The sequence below is a fragment of the Anaerotruncus sp. genome, from assembly GCF_057433415.1.
Genome location: NZ_DBMDHH010000006.1, coordinates 25258 through 44448, shown reverse-complemented (window position 1 = coordinate 44448; position 19191 = coordinate 25258). Strand labels below are relative to the sequence as shown.

The following is a 19191-nucleotide window of genomic DNA, read 5'->3' as shown; positions in this document are numbered from 1 at the left end:
TGAGGATGCGGACAGAGACGAAGATCGCAAAGGACCTGCTTTCCATCGGGGCTGTATTCCTGCGCCCCGATGAGCCGTTCACTTGGGCGAGCGGCATCCGCTCGCCCATCTACTGCGACAACCGCATCATCCTCTCCCATCCCGCCGTCCGGCGGGAGGTGGAGGCGGCGCTGGCGGCGCTCGTGAAGGAACGCTATCCCGGCTGCGGGCTGCTCGCCGGGACGAGCACGGCGGGCATCGCCCACGCCGCCTACGTGAGCGAAATCCTCGGCCTGCCGATGTGCTATGTGCGCGGCGCGGCCAAGGACCACGGACGGGGGAACCGCATCGAGGGACGCGCCGAACCGGGGGCGAAGGTCGTCGTGATCGAGGACCTCATCTCGACGGGCGGCTCGGTGCTCGAGGTGGTGGACGCGCTGCGGCAGGCAGGCTGCGAGGTGCTCGGCATCGCGTCGATCTTCACCTACGGACTTGAGAAGGGTGTGAAGCGCCTCGCCGACGCGGGAGTCCAAAACGCCTCCCTCTCCTGCTACGACGCGCTGCTTGCCGCGGCTGTGGAGGAGGGCGTGATCGCGCGGGAGGATGTGCCCCGGCTCGAACGGTTCCGCCAAAACCCGCAGGACGGGGGCTGGATGAGCCTGTGACGCAAAATCCGCATTGACATCCGCCCGCCGCGGTGGTATTTTATCTCGTGGAATTCATGGATGAAGGAGAGTTTACAATGCACCAGATGAAATACAGCAGCATCGCCTTCGACGTGCCCATCCGCGAGGAACTGATCGCGGCGGAGCTGGAAAGCAACCGCGTCCCGCTGCCGAAGATGACCCCGGAGGAGCACATCCGCGACGCGCTCGCCCATCCCATCGGCACGGGCACGCTCGACACGGTCGTGAAGGCGGGGGAGACGGTCTGCGTCGTTATCCCCGACACCACCCGCAAATGGCAGTCCCCGGCAATCTACGTGCCGATTCTCGTGGAGGAGCTGAACGCCTGCGGCGTGCGGGACGAGGACATCCTCATCGTCAGCGCGACGGGCACCCACCGCCGCCAGACCCGCGAGGAGTGGGCCGGCCTCGTGGGGGAGGAGATTCTCGGCCGCGTCCGGTGCGAGGACCACGTCTGCACCGACGACGCGAACCTCAAATTCATGGGCGTCACCTCGCGCGGCACGCCGGTGTGGCTCAACGCCCACGCGATGGCCTGCGACAAGCTGATTTTGACGGGCGGCGCGGTCTATCACTTCCTCGCGGGATACGGCGGGGGCCGCAAATATGTCCTGCCGGGCATCGCCGGGCGGGAGACGATCATGAAAAACCACAACCTCGCGCTCAACGAGGGCTTCGGGAGCGGTTCCAACCCGATGGTGCGCAGCGCGAACCTGACCGGGTCGAACCCCTTCCACGCGGACATGGCGGAGGCGGCGGAGCTGGCAAAGCCCTGCTTTCTGCTGAACGTCGTCGCGGACGGGGACTTCAACATCATCCGCGCCTTCGCGGGGGACTATATCGAGGCGCACGCGGCGGCCTGCAAGCTGGTGGACGACATCGACGGGGTTTACGTGGAGGAGCGCACCCCGCTGGTGATCGCGTCGGCGGGGGGCTATCCCAAGGACATCAACCTCTACCAGACCTCCAAGACGCTCAGCAACGCGCGGGCGGTGGTCGCGGACGGCGGGACGATGATCCTGCTGTCCGAGTGCCGCGAGTCGTTCGGCGACGCGGACTGCGCGCGCCAGATCTGCGGATTCGACAATATGCTCGACCGGGAGCGCGACCTGCGGGAGAACTTTTCGATCGGCGCGTATGTCGGGTTCCTCTTCTGCGAGAGCGCGGAGCGGTACCGGTTCATCATGGTGACGGACATCCCGAAGGAGAAGTTCGCCAATACGAAGATCCACGCGGTCAAAACGCTCGGGGAGGCGCTCGCGCTCGCGAAGGAGCTCAACGGCGGCTCGCTGGAACTGCGCACGACCCTGCTGCCCCACGGCGCGAACACCCTGCCGAAATTCCGGGACGGGCAATGAAATTTTATGCCGTTTTTTTACAAAAACAGCTCCCGGCAGGTGACAAACCGGGGGCGCGGGTGTTACAATAGAGGTAACCAAACAGGAAGGGGTGTCAGCTATGAGAAAATTTACCATCCGCTTAAAGGAGATCAACGACGTCAAGGAGTTTGTCAACACCGTATCCAGATTTGAGGAGGACGTGGATCTCGTCTCCGGCCGCTATACCATCGATGCGAAATCGATCATGGGCATCTTCAGCATCGATTTGGCCAAGCCGATCGAAGTGATCGTCCACGGCGACAACGAAGCCCGTTACGCCGAGGCGCTCAAGGCCTATATCATCTGAATCAGGCGGTATCCTGAGGGCGCGCCCCGCTTTGGGGCGCGCCCTTGTTGCATTGCGCCGGCCGATCGGGTACAATGGACGGAGGAAAGGGGGGCGTATGTGATGGAAAAGCCCGCGCGGCTGGAATATTTTGGGACGCTCGGCCCCGCCTGCGCCGACCCCGGCATTCTGTCGGAGCTCTTCGAGGCGGGGATGACGGGGGTGCGGCTCAACCTGTCGCACACCTCGCTTGACCGGTGCGGCGGCTGGCTTCGCAGCCTGCGGGAGGCCGCCTCCCGCACGGGTGCGTGCCCCGAGCTGCTCATCGACCTGCGCGGTCCCGAGCTGCGGGTCGGGGAGCTGGCCGTCCCCGTGCGGCTCGCGCGGGGGGAGAGGGCCGTGCTCGGCGAAGGCGGCCTGCCGGTCCCCGGGCTGATCTTCTCCGCGCTGCGCCCGGGGCAGGAGATCCTGCTCGACGACGGCGCGCTTCTCCTGCGCGCCCTGCGCTGCGATGAAAAAAGCGCGGACTGTGAGGTGCTGCGCGGCGGAACTCTGCAATCCCGCAAAAGCATCGCCCTGCCCGGGGCGGCGCTGCATCCGCCGACCTTGCAGGAGAGCGACCGCGAAAACCTCGCGCGCATCGGGGAATGCGGCGTGACCGGCGTGATGCTTCCCTTTGTGCGGGGCGCGGACGACCTGACCGCCCTGCGGGACGCGCTATCGGCGGCGGGGGCGGAGGGCACGCGCGTCTTTGCCAAGCTCGAAAACCGGGAGGGCCTCGCAATGCTGCCGGAGCTTTTGCCCCACGCGGATCACATTGTGATCGCGCGCGGCGACCTCGGCAACGATCTGCCCCTCTGGGAGCTGCCCGCGGCGCAGAAATCCGCGGCGGAAACCTGCCGCGCGGCGGGAAAACCGTTCATGGTGGTCACCCAGCTGCTCCATTCGATGCACCACAGCGCGGTGCCCACCCGCGCCGAGGTGTGTGATATCTTCAATGCCGTGCTCGACGGCGCGTCCTCCCTCATGCTGACGGGGGAGACGGCGGTGGGGGAGCACCCCGCCGCGGCGATGCGCGTTTTGGTAAAGACCGGGGAAGAGGCGCTGCGCTGGCGCGCGGCGCATTGAGCGGACCGTCCGTTCGACCGGACACGTCAAAATTTCCTCCGTAATTGGGAATTTTATATTGACAAGCCCCCCATTGGATGCTATAATAAATCTCGCGGTCTGAATTAGGATCGCCGCAAAAATTGGGGGCGTAGCTCAGCTGGGAGAGCGTACGGTTCGCATCCGTAAGGTCGAGAGTTCGATCCTCTTCGTCTCCACCAAAAAAACAACTGCTATCGAATCAGATAGCAGTTGTTTTTTTGCCTGTGAGACAAATTTCTCGTGCGCGTGCCGTCATCGGATATAAGCGGATTCTGGGACGGCTAACGCCGCCTTATTCCTCCATCATGTAGTAACGCCGTTTCCCCTTGGAAATGGTCTTATACTCAATTGCCTCAGTTGGACAGCCGCAGATGCAGGCCATGCAGTGGGTGCAGTTCCCCTTCCAGACAGGCTTCCCATCCACCATTTCGATGTTGTTTAGTGGGCACCGCTTTGCGCACTTGCCGCAGGAGACACAGGCATCCGAAACTGTAAAGCCCTTGTCTTTGATATAAAACCGATAATAGAGCGGGTTGAACGGCCCGCTGATGAAGCGTCCTCCCAAAGTAACCGTTGTCTTGGAGAACGGTTCGCCCCGTCCGATCTTCTGGGAAAGCGCTGAAAAGACCGGCTTCGCCCGGGCGATCATGGCCGCGCATTCGCTCTCGCTGGGCACTGTGGACAGGGCAATATAGTTCTCCGGCATCTGTACCGACGCAAGCCCTTGGTAAGTCAATCCGGTTTCCCCGCACAGCTTCGCGGCGTAGGCCGCCGCATTCCCCTGGGTGCCGCCGCCGCGGGTCAGGACAAAATAGGCGTCCCGGCTGCCTTCAAATTTCATCTCCCGAATCCACTGCTCCACCACCTTCGGCACACGCCAGGCGTAGATCGGTGCGGCAAACACCAGCGGACGTTCCGAATGGAACGTCTTTTTTTCTCCCTTTTTCAAGCAGTCATTGATAAAAACCAGTTCATCGCCCAGCTCCGCCGCGATTTGTTTCGCCGCAAGCTGGCTGTTGCCGGTGCCGCTGAAATAAAAGACCATTGATCATGTACCTCCGCGTCAATCTTTCATGATGTAATATCTGCGGTTACCCTTGGAAGCGGATTTATACTCGATTGCCTCGGTGGGACAGCCGCCGATACAGGCCATACAGTGGGTGCAATTGCCTTTCCACCTGGGCTTTCCGCTCTTCATGTCGATGTTATTCAGCGGACACCGCTGGGCGCATTTGCCGCAGGAAACGCAGGCTTCCGACGCGGCAAAGCCCTTGTCATGGACAAAAAGGGCGTAAAACAGCCCGTTGACCGGCCCGCTGTTCATCCGGTCCTTGAACGAGATGGCGGCTTCGGGAAACGGTTCCCCCTTTTGTATCAGCGCGGCCAATGATGCTATGCGCTCCCCGGCTTTTTCCAGGATCGCCGCGCATTCCGTCTTATCCGGCGTATTGGACAACGCCACATAGTTATTCGGCATGGCGACCAGCGCCAGACCCGAGAAGCGCAGTCCCTTTTCCCCACAGAGCTTCTTTGCGTAGGCGGCGGCATTGCCCACGCTCCCGCCGCAGGTCAGGACAATATAGATGTCTTTCGTCCCCTCAAACTCCGTCTCACGAATCCACCGCTCCACCACCTTTGGCATCTGCCAGGCATAGGTGGGAGCCACGACCACCAGTGGGCGTTCCGAATGGAACGCTTCTTTTTCGCCTCTTTTGAGGCAAGCATTGATGGAGACAAGCTCATCTCCGAGCAGTTCCGCAATTTGCTTTGCCGCCCGCTGGCTGTTGCCGGTACCGCTGAAATAAAAAACCATTCCCATACACTCCTTCTCTTATTCAGGTTCGATCCCGCTGACCATCTGCTTCAGATATTCTTTCGCCTGCTCCTTGGAGCACTCCTTTTTGTCCAGGTATTTCCACTCCAAAATAATCAGGATCACCTGGCTGTACAGGTTCGCCGCCATCTCCTGGGGCACCTTGAAGCGGTGGGAATCCGGATTGCTCTTAAAGGCCGCCGACATATTGGACAGCAGGTAAAACCGGATTTGGTTGATAAAATACAGGTTGGGCGGGTTATTCTTCAAGATCGCCCCCACCGTCTCAATGCTCCGATCCAAAAAATCGAAGCAGTTTTCCATCAACTTATTCATCCGCTCCACGCAATTCCCTGTGTCCCGGCAGCCGCTGTCCAACCGGTCGCGGACCGCCATCATGCAGTATTCCAGAAGGTCGTATTTGTCGTCAAAATAATTATAGAAGGTAGCCCGGGGCAGCATGGCCTTTTCGCACAGTTCCCCGACGGCGATCTCCTCAAAAGATTTTTCAGAGAGCAGAGAAAGCAGCGATTGCTGGAGAGAATAAAGGGTGCGGCTTGCTCCAATGGTCAATTTTTTCGTCAAGTCATATTTCACTTTTTGCAACTCCTTTGACAAATTTTTGGTTTTGTCTAAATTTCTACGTCCGTTTAATTCTGTCACTTGCCTTTCCATGAAAACCATTATAGACTAAAGACGAAATCCAGACAAGTGCAAAAATATAAACATTTGAAAAAACAACTATCTGGATGTGTAAATGGTCTGTTCCGCCACAATCAAAAATCAAAGCGAGGTTTCAAATATGGAATATCCCCATTTGTTTACACCCGGGAGGATCGGCCCGGTGACGGTCAAAAACCGTCTGGTCATGACCGCCATGTGTGTCGGGCTTGCCCACCACGACGGCGCGGTGAGCGACGCGCTTGCCGCCTATTACGAGGAGCGGGCCGCCGGAGGCGTGGGGCTCATGATCACCGAATGCACCCGTGTGAACGAGACGGACGCCGTGGCTTACCCCAGCATGCTGTCCATGTCCCACGACCGGTATATTGAGCCGCTCCGCAAAGCGGCGGAACGGGTGCACGCCCATGGAGCCAAGCTGTTTATGCAGCTCTACCACCCCGGACGGCAAAATGTGGTGCTCTTTCCGACCATCTGGCGGTTTAACGAACGGATGGCGCGGATCTTCCCGTCTTATTGGGATTGGTATTTCAAGATGGCTGGCAGGTTCGACGCCTCCATGATCGACGATCCCAAAACCGCGAAGCGGATGGAAAAGTACATGAAGCCGCTTCTGGCCCCCAGTGACGTCCCCTGTGGGCTTGGGGACAACCCCGTCCGCCATCAGAAGACCGTCCCCATGACCATCCCGCAGATCAAAACCCTGATCGGCCAATTTATCGCCGCCGCGGGGCGGGTGAAAAAGGCCGGGGCGGACGGAGTGGAGCTCCATGCAGCCCACGGCTATCTGCTCCAGCAGTTTTTAAGCCCCTACACCAACCGCCGGGAGGACGATTACGGCGGCTCGCTGGAAAACCGGATGCGGCTTCTAAAGGAGATCATCGAGGGCGTCAAGGCCGAATGCGGACCGGATTTTCCCATCAGTGTGCGCCTCTCGGTGGAAGAATTTTACGACACGATCGGTTATCCCGGCCAGGGCATCCTCTTGGAGGAGGGCGTGGAGATGGCAAAGCGGCTGGAACGCTTCGGCGTCGATGCGCTCAACATCAGCAGCGGCAACTACGACACGGCGCAGACTTCCTGCGAGCCCATCAGTTTCCCCCCAGGCTGGCGCAAGTATCTGGCGAAAGCGGTCAAGGAGCAGGTCAGAATCCCCGTCATTGCGGCCAACCTGATCCGCACACCGGAGCAGGCTGAGGCGCAGCTCAATGAGGGGACGCAGGATTTCATCGCCATGGGCCGTTCCTATCTGTCCGACCCCGAATGGGCCAAAAAAGCAATGGAGGGACGGAGCGGGGAGATCAACCGCTGTATCTGCTGCCTGCGCTGTATGGAGTCTTTTCAGGAGAACATCATGAACGGCAAGCCGGTGGAGTGCGCGGTCAATCCCCGTGCCTGCCGGGAGAGCAAGTTCCCCCGCACCGCGCCGAAGGATGGGTGGCAGCGGCCGGTCGTAGTGGTGGGCGCCGGCCCGGCGGGACTCACCGCGGCCAACGAGCTGGCGGCGCGGGACTTCAAGGTGACCGTGCTGGAACAGGGCGGCGCCCCTGGCGGACAGCTCATCCTGGCGGCGGCCCCACCGCTCAAAGAGAAAATGGACTGGTTCATCCAGTATTTGACCCATCAGGCCCTCCAGCAGGGCGTGGACATCCGATACAACACCAGGGCTGCCAAAGAGGTCATAGAAAGTTTTCGCCCCTACGCGGTGTTCCTCGCCACCGGCGCGGAAGCGGCAGCGCCGCGGATTCCCGGCTCCGATTCGGACACGGTGACCACGGTCACGCCGATTTTGACAGGCGAAAGGACCTACGCCGGAAAGGAGGTTGCCGTCATCGGTTCCGGCATGACCGGGCTTGAAACGGCGGAGCTTCTGATGGGGCAGGGGAACACCGTTACCATCATCGAGATGGCGGATCAGATCGCCCCCGGCGCTTACCCCATCAACGCCTCCGACGTGATCGGGCGGCTGGAAAAGGGCGGCGTGCGGTTCCTGCCGGGCCGGAGGCTGGAGCGCATCGGCGACGGGATGCTTTATCTGAGGCGCAAGGACGGCGTGCTGGAAGAAATCCGGGCCGACGCCACAGTGCTGGCCATCGGTGTGCGTAGCAATAGCGCCTTGGAGAAAGAATGCACCGGGCACTTCGAGCGGCTTTATTCCATCGGCGACGCGGTCACGCCCGGACGCATCGGTAACGCCACCCGCAGCGCCTTCATGCGGGCCCGCGGGTTGCAATAAACCCATTTACACGGATTTAAGGAGCCAAATATTATGAGAGAGCACAGAATAGAAATCAGCCATGACAAATGTATCGGATGCGGGATGTGTGTGCGGGATTGCCCCGCCTACAACCTTGGACTGAAGGATAAAAAAGCGGTGGTAAGGTCGCAAAGCTGCCTGATGTGCGGGCATTGCGTCGCCATATGTCCCAAAGCCGCCGTTTCCATTACAGGCTTTGATGAGCCGCCAATCGAAATAGAGAAACCGGTGGCTTTGGACCCGCATCAGCTTCTGGAGGCCATCCGCACCAGGAGAAGCATCCGGCAGTACAAAGAGAAGCCCGTCGCCCCGGAGGTCCTTGCGCAGATCATCGAGGCCGGCCGTCTGACGCCAAGCGGCGGCAACGCGCAGAATGTCTCCTACATTGTGCTTCAGAAGGAAATCCGCCGTTATGAGCAGATCGCGGTGCGGTTTGCGAAAAGGCTGCTGCCTGTGGTGAAGCTGATGAGCACGACCGCGCGAAACGCCGTCATCGACGACCATTTTTTCTTCAAGAACGCACCGGTTGCCATTGTTGTGGTTTCAAAGGATGAGATCAACGCTTCGTTGGCCGCCTCCAATATGGAGCTGATGGCCGAGGCCCTTGGCTTGGGCGTCCTGTACAGCGGCTTTTTTGCCCGGATTGTAAACACTTTCCCCACCCTTCGCCGCCAGCTGCATCTGACCCATGCGAAAGCGGTGACCACGCTGGTATTGGGATATCCGAACGTTCACTATCGCCGCACCGCGCAGAAGGACCCGGCGGATATGTATTATCTGTAACGCGGGAGTCCATTTGGGACGAAATTGATACGGCGTACCATGGCATGGATGCCGGATGTCGGTGTAAGTCGCGGTAACCCTTTGGAACTGTACAGCGTTTATCAATACACTGTAGATAAGTACACGGATTTTCGGGGAAAAGGGCCCGCTTTGCGGACCACTCGGGAGAGCGTACGGTTCGCATCCGTAAGGTCGAGAGTTCGATCCTCTTCGTCTCCACCAAAAAAACAACTGCCATCGAATCAGATAGCAGTTGTTTTTTGCCTGCGGAATAAGCACGCCGAACCGTCAGAGTGCTCGACTCAGCGATTCAAGATATCCCGGTGAATCACTTCCATGTTGAACCCCTGCGTTTGCGTCCGAACCCTCCTCAATGCTGCGAGCCTCCCCGTCTCCCGCGTCTGCGGCCGTCCACGGTTGTTTCAGTGTCATAACATATTCTTTATCACGAATCCAGGTTTGTGCTTGGCTCGATAGACCAAAACTTTTGGTGAACGGGTGCTCGGTGAGCAGTTTGACTTTCGAGGTCCGTCCTTTTTGATTGCCGCCAAATCGCGCATGACCGTGCCTATATAGCAAGTGAACCAAACGATAGCAATGCTTTATAGAAATTAAAGGGTGGAAATGTTATAATTATTATAATGTGAAATACGGCAAGGAGATGTCATGGTGGGAAGCGAACTGGAACTGCATCAGGTCATATACGCATATCTGCTTGCCCAAATTCAGTTTGGATATTATCGCTGTGGGGAGAGCCTTCCCAGGATGGAGGAGTTGTGCCGGCAGTCTCATATTTCAATCGATACCGTTGCCCAGGCATATCACCGTCTGCGCCGCGAGGGAGTTATCTCACTGACCCAAAAAGCCGGGGCCAAGGTGTCTGTCTCCTATTCTCAGGAGGAGATCGACGGGCATGTACGGCACTATTTCGCACAGCGTGAAGCCGCACTTCGCGACCTGAGCTGGTCTATTTGGCCGCTGTTCGGCTGGGCTTTGTGGCTGTCCCTGAAGCACTCGCCGCCGGAGGCTGCGGAGCGGATGGTGCATCTGACCCGTGATGAGGAGAGGCCACCCACCGTCATTTGGCATTACCTAGAGCAGCAGTACGGCGCGCTGGGAAACGATCTGCTGATGCGGTTGATGCGATACCTCTACCTCTTTTTCCAAGGGCCGTTCTACAGTGTAAAGGAGAACACGCCCTATTTTGAAAAGGGTCTGTTTTGGCAGCAAAACGTGGCGGTCCTCAGCCGCAACGGAAACTGGGCCACGCTGAGAGACGTTCTGAAGACCGCACAGGACGACCTCGCGCACGCGTTGTCCCGATTTTATGAAGATCGGATCGCAGAACCAGTTCCGCAGATCGGCTTTTGCTGGAACGCCTATAAAAAGTCTGCCCAACTTCGGTATTCCCTGGCCGTCGAGCTTCTGACCGACATCAGTCGTGGGATCTATCCAGTGGGCAGTTTCCTCCCGCCGGCCCACCGGCTCGCCGTCGAAAAGGGAGTTTCCATCAGTACGGTCCGCCGGACACTCAGCCTGCTGGGCGGCATCGGAGCGGTGAAATCGTTCAGATCCCGCGGCGCTCAGGTCCTATCCCCCATGGAGAGTACGGAGAACGCCGACCTCACACAGCCGGATATCCAGAACCGGCTGCTGGATATGGCCAAATGCTTACAAATATACGCCCTGTCCGCCCGGGCCGTGTCTGAACTCACTCTGGCTTCCCTGGACTGCGGCGGGCTCCGCCTGTGGAAGGAACGCCTGCTGGAGCTCCGGGACAGCCGGCGCCTTGAATTAATGACCTATGTGTCCATGGGACTGATCTCTGAGCACACCCCCAGCCAGACGATTCGGACCATCTATTCTGAACTCTTGCGGCTTCTCTTCTGGGGGCATCCGCTGCGTGGATTGAGGGGGACCCCCGAAACAATAAACCGCGTCGCCGCACCGTTCCTGAACCGGATGCTCCAGGCATTGGACGAACGGGATGTCTTCGGCTTTTCCACCGTACTGGAAGAACTGGTGGTTCGTGAGTTGTGCATTACGGTTAATCAACTGGTGCAGTTAGGGATCCGAGGCGCGGAAAATATCCTGATCCCCGTGAAAGGAGAATTCTGGGAAATGGAGAAATGAAGTGATCCTAACGAAAATCTAACAAAGAGTATGATATCCTTTCCACAGTATCCCGCGCTGCCAAGGCATTGCGGAAGTGGAAAGGATTTTTTTATGAAGACAACTCTTTATGCGAAACTGATGGCGGCGTCGCTTAGTTTGCTCCTGGCGCTGACCGCATGCATGGGTCCATCCCCCAATAAAAACACCTCCAGCACCACGCCCACTCCCATCGAGACCGCCACAAAGCCGATGACCGTTGGCGCGCTTGCCGACTATTTCATCCAGGCCGCGGACGACTACCATCCCGGCGCCGATCGCGTCGGGGTGCTGGAGGGCTTTGACGAGGCGGAGCAGGCCACCTGGCTCCAGATGTTTGTCATAGCCAGCCGGGCGTTCGGCCAGTTGCCCGCTCCCATAGGCAACGGTAAAAACACCGCACCGCCCCCCGTCGATCTGACCGACGCGCCCGAGTGGGCCTGGAGTGCGCTGCGTAACCTGTCCAATGGGGGCGTGCTGGCCGCCTCCGACCTGGGCCTGCCCGAGCTGGAGACTGCGCCCGAGACCACGGACCAGGACGCTCCTACCTCCGATGGCGAGGGGATGTCTGCCCCGGAGACCGACATGACGGACAATATGGAGAGCGACCCCGCCAAGCTCGCCGATCCCAAGGACGCTTCCTCCGGCGAGGACGGCAATGACAAGATGAACGCACTCGTAACCCGCAAGGACGCGGAAATCGTGGCCCAGCGGTTTTTCCAGGTCTTCGGCACCAATCTCAAGGACAACTTCTACGCCGCCGTCAACAAGGGTGAGCTGGACGCTCTGGAGCTCCCTGGCGACGGTTCCACCATGGGCGGCTCCAGCACCGTGGTGGCCAACACCGACAAGCAGCTTCACGACCTGATCCTGGAGATCGTCCACAGCGGCGAGGACTACCCCCAGGGCAGTGCCCGGCAGAAAATCCGGGACCTCTACCAGAGTGTTCTGGCGCTGGAGGAACGCAACGCCGCGGGCGTAGAGCCCCTGCGGAAGTATCTGGACGCAGTAGACGCGGCCAAAAATTTCTCTGAGCTCAACGCGGCCATCGCCCTGGCGGTCAAGGAACTGGGCAACTTCGGCAACGGCATTTTCCCCATGGTGGCCGTCACCGACACCCAGGACAGCAGCAAAAAGGTCATGCAGCTCATGACCATGTACCCCATGTTTACTCCCGAGGACTATGCCGACCCGGAAAACGGGATGGTGAAGGAATACCGGGAGGGCATGATCTCCCAGCTCATGGCGGCAGGCGAAGGCCGGCCCGAGGCGGAACAGCTGGCTGACGGCATCCTCCGTATGGAGAAGGCCCTGGCGGAAAACGCCTCCAGCGCCGAGGAGATGGGCAGCCTCCAGAGCCAGTCCAACCGCTACACCCCCACGTCTCTGGACGAGCTGATGCCCCAGGCCAAGCCCTCCGAGCTGCTTGTCGCCATCGGACTCAAGGCCGACGCCCGGATGCAGGTCTTCGACGACAAGCAGTTCGCAGCCTACGCCACATGGTTTACCGAAGAGAACCTGGAGCTATTCAAGGCGATGCAGAAGAGCGCCCTGATTTCCGGCTTCAGCCGGTACCTGAGCCAGGAGCTGGCGGAGAAGTTCGGTTATGAAACAGGCGCCCCCGAGGAGGCCGCCAACGAGGCCGTGCAGTCCTTCCTCTCTGAGGAACTGGGCCAGCTTTACGTGGAGCGCTACTTCCCCGCCGAGTCCAAGGCCGAGGTGGAGAAGATGGTGCGGATGATGATTGAAGCCTTTAAGACCCGCATCAGCCGGCTGGACTGGATGGAGGAATCCACCAAGCAGGAGGCCATGAAGAAGCTGGACAACATCACGGTCCTGATCGGCTACCCCGACCAGTGGGATTTTAACAATGCCGACATCAAGAGCGTTGCCGACGGCGGCAGCTACTTTGCCAATGTGTCCGCCTCTGAGGCGGACAAGTGGCAGAAAGCCGTTCAGGGCCTGGACGAGCCGGTGAATCCCCGGCGTTTCCCTATGGCGGCCTTCACCGTCAACGCCGCAGCCAGCCGGAACACCAACACCCTCATTTTCCCCGCGGGTATCCTCCAAGCTCCTTTCTATGATAAGAATGCCTCCTTTGAGGCCAACCTGGGGGCCATCGGCAGCACCATCGCCCACGAGATTACCCATATGTTTGACGATGGCGGCGCCCAGTACGACGCCACCGGCACCGTGCGCAACTGGTGGGCGGACAGCGATTACACCCACTTCCAAACGCTGTGCAAAAAGGCGGAGCATTTCTACGACGGTTATGAGGCCGCCCCCGGCATCCCCGCCAATGGCAAGGAGACCCTGAGCGAGAACATTTCTGACATCGGCGGCGTTGCCTGCGGCCTGGAGGTTCTCTCCACCATGGAAAACCCCGACTACGACGCCTTCTTCCGCAGCTTCGCCCGCCAATGGCTGCGCGCGGGCAGCTATGAGACGCTGGCCGGGCTGGCCCAGTCGGATGTGCACGCCCCCAATATCCTGCGCACCAACCGGGTGCTCTCCAACTTCCAGGAGTTTTTCGACACCTACGGCATCCAGCCGGGCGACGGGATGTATGTCGCCCCTGAGGATCGCATCGTGATCTGGTAATACTAATTGGCGGAGGCGTTGGAAGCGCCTCCGCCATTGACAAGCCTGGAAAAGTCCAGTGCGCTGGAAAAAGGGAGTGGAGCCATGAAACTGCTTTTGGTGGAGGATGAAGCCCTGCTGTCGAAGAATATCGCCAAGGGACTGCGCCTGCTGGGGTACGCGGTGGACTGCGCTTATGACGGCTTGGAGGCTCTGGAGCTGTATGGCCTTAATGATTACGACCTGATGATTCTGGACCTGAACCTGCCCAAATTGGACGGCATGGAGGTGTTGCAGCGCATCCGGGAACAGGACGCCGACTTTCGCATCCTCATTCTCTCCGCCCGGGACACGCTGGAGGACAAAATCAGCGGCTTGGATGGGGGGAGCAACGACTACCTGACCAAGCCCTTCGAGTTCAAGGAATTGGAGGCCCGCATCCGTGGACTGCTGCGCCGGAGCTTCACCACCGCCGATCCCCAGCTGCGCTGCGGGCGCCTGCGGGTGGACACGGCGGCCCGGCGAGTCTGGTGCGGCCAATCGCCGGTGGAACTGACCCGCAAGGAGTACGCGCTGCTGGAATACCTGCTGACAAACGCCAGGCGGGTGATCGGCGCGGAAGAGCTGATCGAGCACGCCTGGGACAGCGAGGCCGACCCCTTTTCCAATGCCTTCCGCTTCCACATCCACTCGCTGCGCAAAAAGCTGGACGAGGCGGGGGCCAGAGACTATATCATCACCCAGCGGGGCCAAGGCTACCGCATCCAAAACCCGGAGGAGGCTTCATCTTGAAAACATGGACCTTGCAGGCCCGTTTGACAGCCATTGTGGCCGCCATCCTGCTTTCGGCCTGTCTACTGCTGACCACCAACTCCCTGTTCGCCGCACGCGCCTATTACGGGGACTATGCCGCGCTGCTCGAGTCCGGTCTGGTGGAGGTGGATCCCGCCTGGGAGGAGGGCGCGGGGCCGGACGACGCGCTGGCCTCCCCGATTGAATTCTATCGGGAGGCATCCCAAAAGTTTTCCGCCCAATCCCTTTTGGCCATGGCGCTGATAGCGCTGTTGGCCGTGGGTTCCACCTATCTGGCCACGGGGCAGGTGCTGCGTCCGCTCAAAAACCTGACGGCGTCCGCAGGGAGAATCGATGGCCGGCACCTGGATCGGCGTGTCCCAGAAGCGGGCGCCCAGGGGGAGGTGCTGGCCCTCACCCGATCCTTCAACGGGATGCTGGGGCGGTTGGAGGAGTCTTTCCTCATCCAGAAGCGCTTTGCCGCCAGCGCGGCCCATGAGCTAAAGACCCCGCTTGCCGTCATAAAATCCGCCCTTCAGGTGCTGGAGATGGCCCCCCACCCGTCGGAAGCGGACTACCGGGAATTCATGGCGGACACCGGCGAGAGCCTGGAGCGCATTATCAAGACGGTGGACGGGCTCCTGTCCCTGGCGAACCCAAAGGAGGTGCCGATGGACGAGACGGTGGAATTGCGCCCGGTGCTGGATCTGGCGGTGCGGGAGCTTTCCGGCAGGGCGGAGGAATGCGGGGTAACGCTGTCCGTCGGCGGCCAGGCGCCGCCGGTGCGGGGGGATGCCGACCTCCTATACCGGGCATTCGCCAACTTGATTGAGAACGCCGTCAAGTACAACCACCCCGGCGGGGCGGTCACCGTGACGCTGGGGCGGGAGGGACGCGAAGTCAGCGTCACGGTGAAAGACGACGGCCCGGGTATCCCGGCAAACGCGCTGCCCCACATCTTTGAGCCTTTTTACCGGGCCGACCCCTCCCGCTCCCAGCAGATCCCCGGTTCCGGCTTGGGGCTGGCCGTGGTCCAACTGATTGTGGAGCGCCATGGCGGGGAAATCCAGGTGCAAAGTCGGCCGGGGGCTGGTTCGGCGTTCAAGGTCCTATTGAAAGGGTAGCTGCCCATTGCTCCGGCCACGCGGGGGCGCGGCGTCCGAAATCTCCAAAACCCATTGCGATTGCCGGTTTTTTTTGCTATACTGATAGCAAAACAGAATAAAACGGTATGTGAACACAATGGCTCAAACGGGCGTTGCTCCCAAATAGGTGGTTGGAAAAGTGGATAAAAGGGCGAGAAGCACAAAAGACGCGCCCGCGGGCTGCCCCGCGGGAATTGAATCTTTGAAGGCCGGCGTAATCCGCTGCCTGCTGGATGACCCCCTGACGATTTTATGGGGAAACTCCAGCTTTTTTTGTATGGCGGCATCCGCGGGGGAGGGCTTTGGCAGCTTAAAGCAGCTATATGAGCCGCTGCCCGGCGAATTTGCAAAAATCCGCCGGGCGGCGTTGCAGGCCGCGCACAGCGGCCCCGGCATGTCTTTGACCGTCCGTCTGCCCCAGCGGGGAGGCGGCTTTTGCCATGCGCGGCTTTTGGGGACGATAGCAAATGAGGAGACGATGGGGGCGCAGGTGCTCCAGGCTGAGTTCACCGGCGTTGACGATCTGGTGGCGCAGACAGAGGAGCAGGCCCGGCTGTACCGGCAGCAGCGGCATTGTTTTCGTTCGGTATTGGACATCTATGAGGGCAACGCCTATGTGAGCGACATGGAAACCTATGAGCTTTTGTATGTGAACCAAACCTCCTGCAAGGTGCTGGGAGCCCAGGCCCACCAGCTGGTGGGGCGCAAATGTTATGAAATGATCCAAGGGCGTACTTCCCCCTGCCCGTTCTGCACCAACGGCAAATTGTGCAGCGAGACGTTTTACACCTGGGAATTCTACAACCCGAACCTGGAGCGCACCTTTATCATCAAGGACCTGGAGATCAACTGGGAGGGCCATCGGGCGCGGCTGGAATTGTCCCATGACAGCTTCAGCGCCGAATATAAGCTGGCGAAAAAGGATCAGGAGCGGGACGCGCTGCTCAACAGCGTCCACGGCGGGTTTGCGCGGGTGGACGCCCGGGATCTGCGGACAATCCTCTGGTACGGCGGCGAATACCTGGACATCATCGGCTATACAAAAGAGCAGTTTGAGCAGGAACTGCAATCCAAATGCACCTATGTGCATCCAGATGACATCGATTATGCCGAGGAAGTCATGCGCCAGTCCCGGGAAACCGGCGAGGCCACAGCGGTGGAGCGGCGGATTGTCACCCGCGCGGGGGTGACCAAAATTGTGTCCGTCACCTTCCGGTATGTCAGCGCGGAGGATAGCTGGGACGGTGTCCCCTCCTATTACAGCGTGGGCCTGGACATGACCACCGAGCGGCAGGAGCAATCCCGCCAGCGGCAGGCGTTGGAGGCCGCCTGCCAGGCGGCCCGCGTCGCCAACGACGCCAAGACGAATTTCCTAGCCTCCATGTCCCACGATATCCGCACCCCCATGAACGCCATCATCGGCATGTCGGTCATAGCGCAGGCCAACCTGCACTCCCCGGAAAAGATGCGGGACTGCCTGGGGAAAATCAACATCGCCAGCCGTCACCTGTTAAACCTCATCAATGAGGTTTTGGACATGTCCAAAATTGAGAGCGGGAAAATCGACCTGGAGCCTGAGGCGGTTTCCCTCGCCGATTTGATTGAGGATGTGATGGAGGTGTTCCGGCCCCTGGCCACGGAGAAGCGCCAGACGCTCCAGGTCAACGCCGAACGGGTCCGACATGAGAAGGTGGTGACCGACGGCGGGCGCTTGCAGCAGGTCCTGGTGAACCTGCTGTCCAACGCCGTCAAGTATACCCCCGATGGCGGGACGGTGGGCTTGCGAATCCAGGAGATGCCATCCTTTGCCAAGGGCAAGGGGCAGTATTCCTTCAGTGTGACCGATTCCGGCATCGGGATGTCCCGGGACTTTATCCCGCATCTTTTTGAACCCTTTTCACGGGCGGACGACGTGAAAACCAGCGATATCCAAGGCACGGGCCTGGGCATGGCGATCACGCAGAACATCGTGCGCATGATGAACGGCACCATCGAGGTCAAGAGCAAGCCGGGGGAGGGCAGCGAGTTTATCGTCACCATCTCCTTCGATTTGTGTGAGGAGGAGACGGCGGATACCGCAGCGCTTTCCGGGCTGCCGGTCCTGATGGCGGACGATGATCCGATCATCTGTGAAAGCGCCTGCGAAATACTCAATGAACTGGGCATGCGCAGCAGCTGGGTGCTGTCCGGCCGGGAGGCCGTCAGCCGGGTGGTCGCGGCCCATGAGGCGGCGGATGACTTTTTCGCCGTGATACTGGACTGGATGATGCCCGGCATGGACGGGCTGGAGACGCTCCGGCTCATTCGGCAGAAGGTAGGCCCGGATGTGCCCATCGTCATCATTTCCGCCTATGATTACTCGGAGATAGAGGAGAAGTTCCGGCTTGCGGGCGCCGACGCCTTTATTACAAAGCCGCTGTTCAAATCCAAAATGATACATACCTTCCACAAATTCTGCCGCCAGGACCGCCTGGGCGTCCAGGCCGCCCCCGCCGGGAAACGCCGCCCCCGCATGGAGGGCAAAAAGCTGCTGCTGGTGGAGGATAACGAGCTAAACCGTGAGATTGCGGTGGAGCTGCTGGCGATGCACGGCCTCTTGGCCGACACGGCTGAAAACGGGCAAATCGCGGTGGAAAGGTTCCAGGCATCCGCTCCCGGGGAGTACGCCTGCATCCTGATGGATATCCAAATGCCGGTGATGGACGGCTATCAGGCGTCAGAAGCCATCCGGCGCCTGGAGCGTGAGGACGCGCGCGCCATCCCCATCTTAGCCCTGACGGCCAACGCCTTCGCCGCCGATGTGGGCAGGGCGCACAGCGCCGGCATGAACGACCACATCTCGAAGCCAATCGACGTGGACCAGCTCATAGGGGCGATTCAGCTTTGGACGAATAATAAAAGAAAGCAAAAATAATTTGAGTCAAACAGGCTTGAAACGGCGGAGCAGGAAAATAGCGTCACCTTTGCCGAGATGGCGATTCAATTTATCCAGCCAGTCGAAAGCGACAGTGCATCAGCGACGGGATGCCCGCTCTGCACCGCAAGGACGGCATGTAGAAGCCCGAACCGAATGTCACGATACTGGCGTAGGAATGCGCGGGCGGTATCTACAGCCTTTGTGTTGTTCCGTACGTTACAGCAGCACGGTATGTTCATAAAAGGGCCCGCTTTGCGGACCACTCGGGAGAGCGTACGGTTCGCATCCGTAAGGTCGAGAGTCCGATCCTCTTTCATTAGCCCAATTTGGATGCGTAGGCATCAAAGTGGGCAACAAAATGGGATTACGGGGTTTCCAGTTTCGAAACTGGAAACCCCGTTTCTTGTGGGTGCAACTTTCGCAATTTGTGGCAAGTAATAAACGATGATTTAGGGAAATGGCATGCAGCAGCATCAGGTTTGATGCAAGATTGGAAACAGCCGGTACCAGCGCTTTGTAAATCAAAAATAATGGCTTCATGGGGCGGCATCTGTATGCCGGCATCCATAAAGCCGTTATTTCTGATGAGGTGT

At 59.6% G+C, this 19191-nt stretch carries 14 protein-coding genes and 1 tRNA gene; 12 read left to right on the top strand and 3 right to left on the bottom strand.

The window, feature by feature from the left end; all coding sequences use genetic code 11:
• Window positions 1-5: 5 nt before the first annotated feature.
• The 5 genes from pyrE to ACZO3G_RS02985 all read left to right on the top strand — a co-directional run bounded on the left by pyrE (window position 6) and on the right by ACZO3G_RS02985 (window position 3658).
• The gene (gene pyrE / locus ACZO3G_RS03005) at window positions 6-644 is read left to right on the top strand and encodes an orotate phosphoribosyltransferase (RefSeq protein WP_276870830.1); all 639 of its coding nucleotides are present in this window, start codon (window positions 6-8) and stop codon (window positions 642-644) included.
• A gap of 77 nt (window positions 645-721) precedes the next feature.
• Window positions 722-2023 (top strand): lactate racemase domain-containing protein, encoded by a 1302-nt coding sequence (locus ACZO3G_RS03000; RefSeq protein WP_101551096.1) that lies wholly within the window; start codon window positions 722-724, stop codon window positions 2021-2023.
• Window positions 2024-2123: 100 nt separating this feature from the next.
• A complete protein-coding gene (locus ACZO3G_RS02995; protein WP_101551093.1) occupies window positions 2124-2351 on the top strand; it encodes an HPr family phosphocarrier protein in 228 nt (75 codons plus the stop codon).
• A 102-nt stretch (window positions 2352-2453) separates the two neighbouring features.
• Window positions 2454-3458: a pyruvate kinase gene (locus tag ACZO3G_RS02990; RefSeq protein ID WP_242970843.1), complete on the top strand. Its 1005-nt coding sequence runs from the start codon at window positions 2454-2456 to the stop codon at window positions 3456-3458.
• Window positions 3459-3582: 124 nt separating this feature from the next.
• Window positions 3583-3658 (top strand) — tRNA-Ala (locus ACZO3G_RS02985).
• Window positions 3659-3771: 113 nt separating this feature from the next.
• Here ACZO3G_RS02985 and ACZO3G_RS02980 read toward each other — a convergent pair.
• From ACZO3G_RS02980 to ACZO3G_RS02970, 3 genes are read right to left on the bottom strand one after another with little or no spacing between them, the layout of a single operon-like run.
• The gene (locus tag ACZO3G_RS02980) at window positions 3772-4524 is read right to left on the bottom strand and encodes an EFR1 family ferrodoxin (protein WP_276870826.1); all 753 of its coding nucleotides are present in this window, start codon (window positions 4522-4524) and stop codon (window positions 3772-3774) included.
• Between the two features lie 18 nt (window positions 4525-4542).
• Complete coding sequence (locus ACZO3G_RS02975; protein ID WP_276870824.1) at window positions 4543-5292, bottom strand: EFR1 family ferrodoxin; 750 nt, start codon at window positions 5290-5292, stop codon at window positions 4543-4545.
• An 18-nt stretch (window positions 5293-5310) separates the two neighbouring features.
• A complete protein-coding gene (locus ACZO3G_RS02970) occupies window positions 5311-5889 on the bottom strand; it encodes a TetR/AcrR family transcriptional regulator (protein WP_276870823.1) in 579 nt (192 codons plus the stop codon).
• Window positions 5890-6049: 160 nt separating this feature from the next.
• On the opposite strand from ACZO3G_RS02970, the gene ACZO3G_RS02965 reads away from it, so the two are divergent.
• The 7 genes from ACZO3G_RS02965 (at window position 6050) to ACZO3G_RS02935 (ending at window position 18595) form a co-directional block, all read left to right on the top strand.
• On the top strand, window positions 6050-8209 hold the full coding sequence (locus tag ACZO3G_RS02965) for an NAD(P)/FAD-dependent oxidoreductase (RefSeq protein ID WP_367399585.1): 2160 nt from the start codon (window positions 6050-6052) through the stop codon (window positions 8207-8209).
• A 33-nt stretch (window positions 8210-8242) separates the two neighbouring features.
• A complete protein-coding gene (locus ACZO3G_RS02960) occupies window positions 8243-9013 on the top strand; it encodes a nitroreductase family protein (RefSeq protein WP_276870815.1) in 771 nt (256 codons plus the stop codon).
• Window positions 9014-9682: 669 nt separating this feature from the next.
• A complete protein-coding gene (locus ACZO3G_RS02955) occupies window positions 9683-11146 on the top strand; it encodes a GntR family transcriptional regulator (protein WP_353939242.1) in 1464 nt (487 codons plus the stop codon).
• Window positions 11147-11239: 93 nt separating this feature from the next.
• Window positions 11240-13765 carry a M13-type metalloendopeptidase gene (locus ACZO3G_RS02950; protein WP_277138450.1) on the top strand — a complete coding sequence of 842 codons (2526 nt, stop codon included), beginning with the start codon at window positions 11240-11242 and terminating at the stop codon, window positions 13763-13765.
• A gap of 84 nt (window positions 13766-13849) precedes the next feature.
• Entirely contained in the window at window positions 13850-14536 is a 687-nt protein-coding gene (locus ACZO3G_RS02945) for a response regulator transcription factor (protein ID WP_101551071.1), read from the top strand.
• Window positions 14533-15660, top strand: coding sequence for a sensor histidine kinase (locus ACZO3G_RS02940; protein ID WP_276871191.1), 1128 nt, complete (start codon window positions 14533-14535; stop codon window positions 15658-15660). Before ACZO3G_RS02945 ends, ACZO3G_RS02940 begins: the two co-directional genes overlap by 4 nt.
• Window positions 15661-15883: 223 nt before the next feature.
• A complete protein-coding gene (locus ACZO3G_RS02935; RefSeq protein ID WP_276871188.1) occupies window positions 15884-18595 on the top strand; it encodes a hybrid sensor histidine kinase/response regulator in 2712 nt (903 codons plus the stop codon).
• Window positions 18596-19191 lie beyond the last annotated feature (596 nt).

Excerpts from the sequence above, each read along its gene's own strand:
- pyrE (WP_276870830.1), top strand. The coding sequence starts at position 6 with ATGCGGACAGAGACGAAGATCGCAAAGGACCTGCTTTCCATCGGGGCT.
- ACZO3G_RS03000 (WP_101551096.1), top strand. The coding sequence starts at position 722 with ATGCACCAGATGAAATACAGCAGCATCGCCTTCGACGTGCCCATCCGC.
- ACZO3G_RS02995 (WP_101551093.1), top strand. The coding sequence starts at position 2,124 with ATGAGAAAATTTACCATCCGCTTAAAGGAGATCAACGACGTCAAGGAG.
- ACZO3G_RS02990 (WP_242970843.1), top strand. The coding sequence starts at position 2,454 with ATGGAAAAGCCCGCGCGGCTGGAATATTTTGGGACGCTCGGCCCCGCC.
- ACZO3G_RS02980 (WP_276870826.1), bottom strand. The coding sequence starts at position 4,524 with ATGGTCTTTTATTTCAGCGGCACCGGCAACAGCCAGCTTGCGGCGAAA.
- ACZO3G_RS02975 (WP_276870824.1), bottom strand. The coding sequence starts at position 5,292 with ATGGTTTTTTATTTCAGCGGTACCGGCAACAGCCAGCGGGCGGCAAAG.
- ACZO3G_RS02965 (WP_367399585.1), top strand. The coding sequence starts at position 6,050 with ATGGTCTGTTCCGCCACAATCAAAAATCAAAGCGAGGTTTCAAATATG.
- ACZO3G_RS02960 (WP_276870815.1), top strand. The coding sequence starts at position 8,243 with ATGAGAGAGCACAGAATAGAAATCAGCCATGACAAATGTATCGGATGC.
- ACZO3G_RS02950 (WP_277138450.1), top strand. The coding sequence starts at position 11,240 with ATGAAGACAACTCTTTATGCGAAACTGATGGCGGCGTCGCTTAGTTTG.
- ACZO3G_RS02945 (WP_101551071.1), top strand. The coding sequence starts at position 13,850 with ATGAAACTGCTTTTGGTGGAGGATGAAGCCCTGCTGTCGAAGAATATC.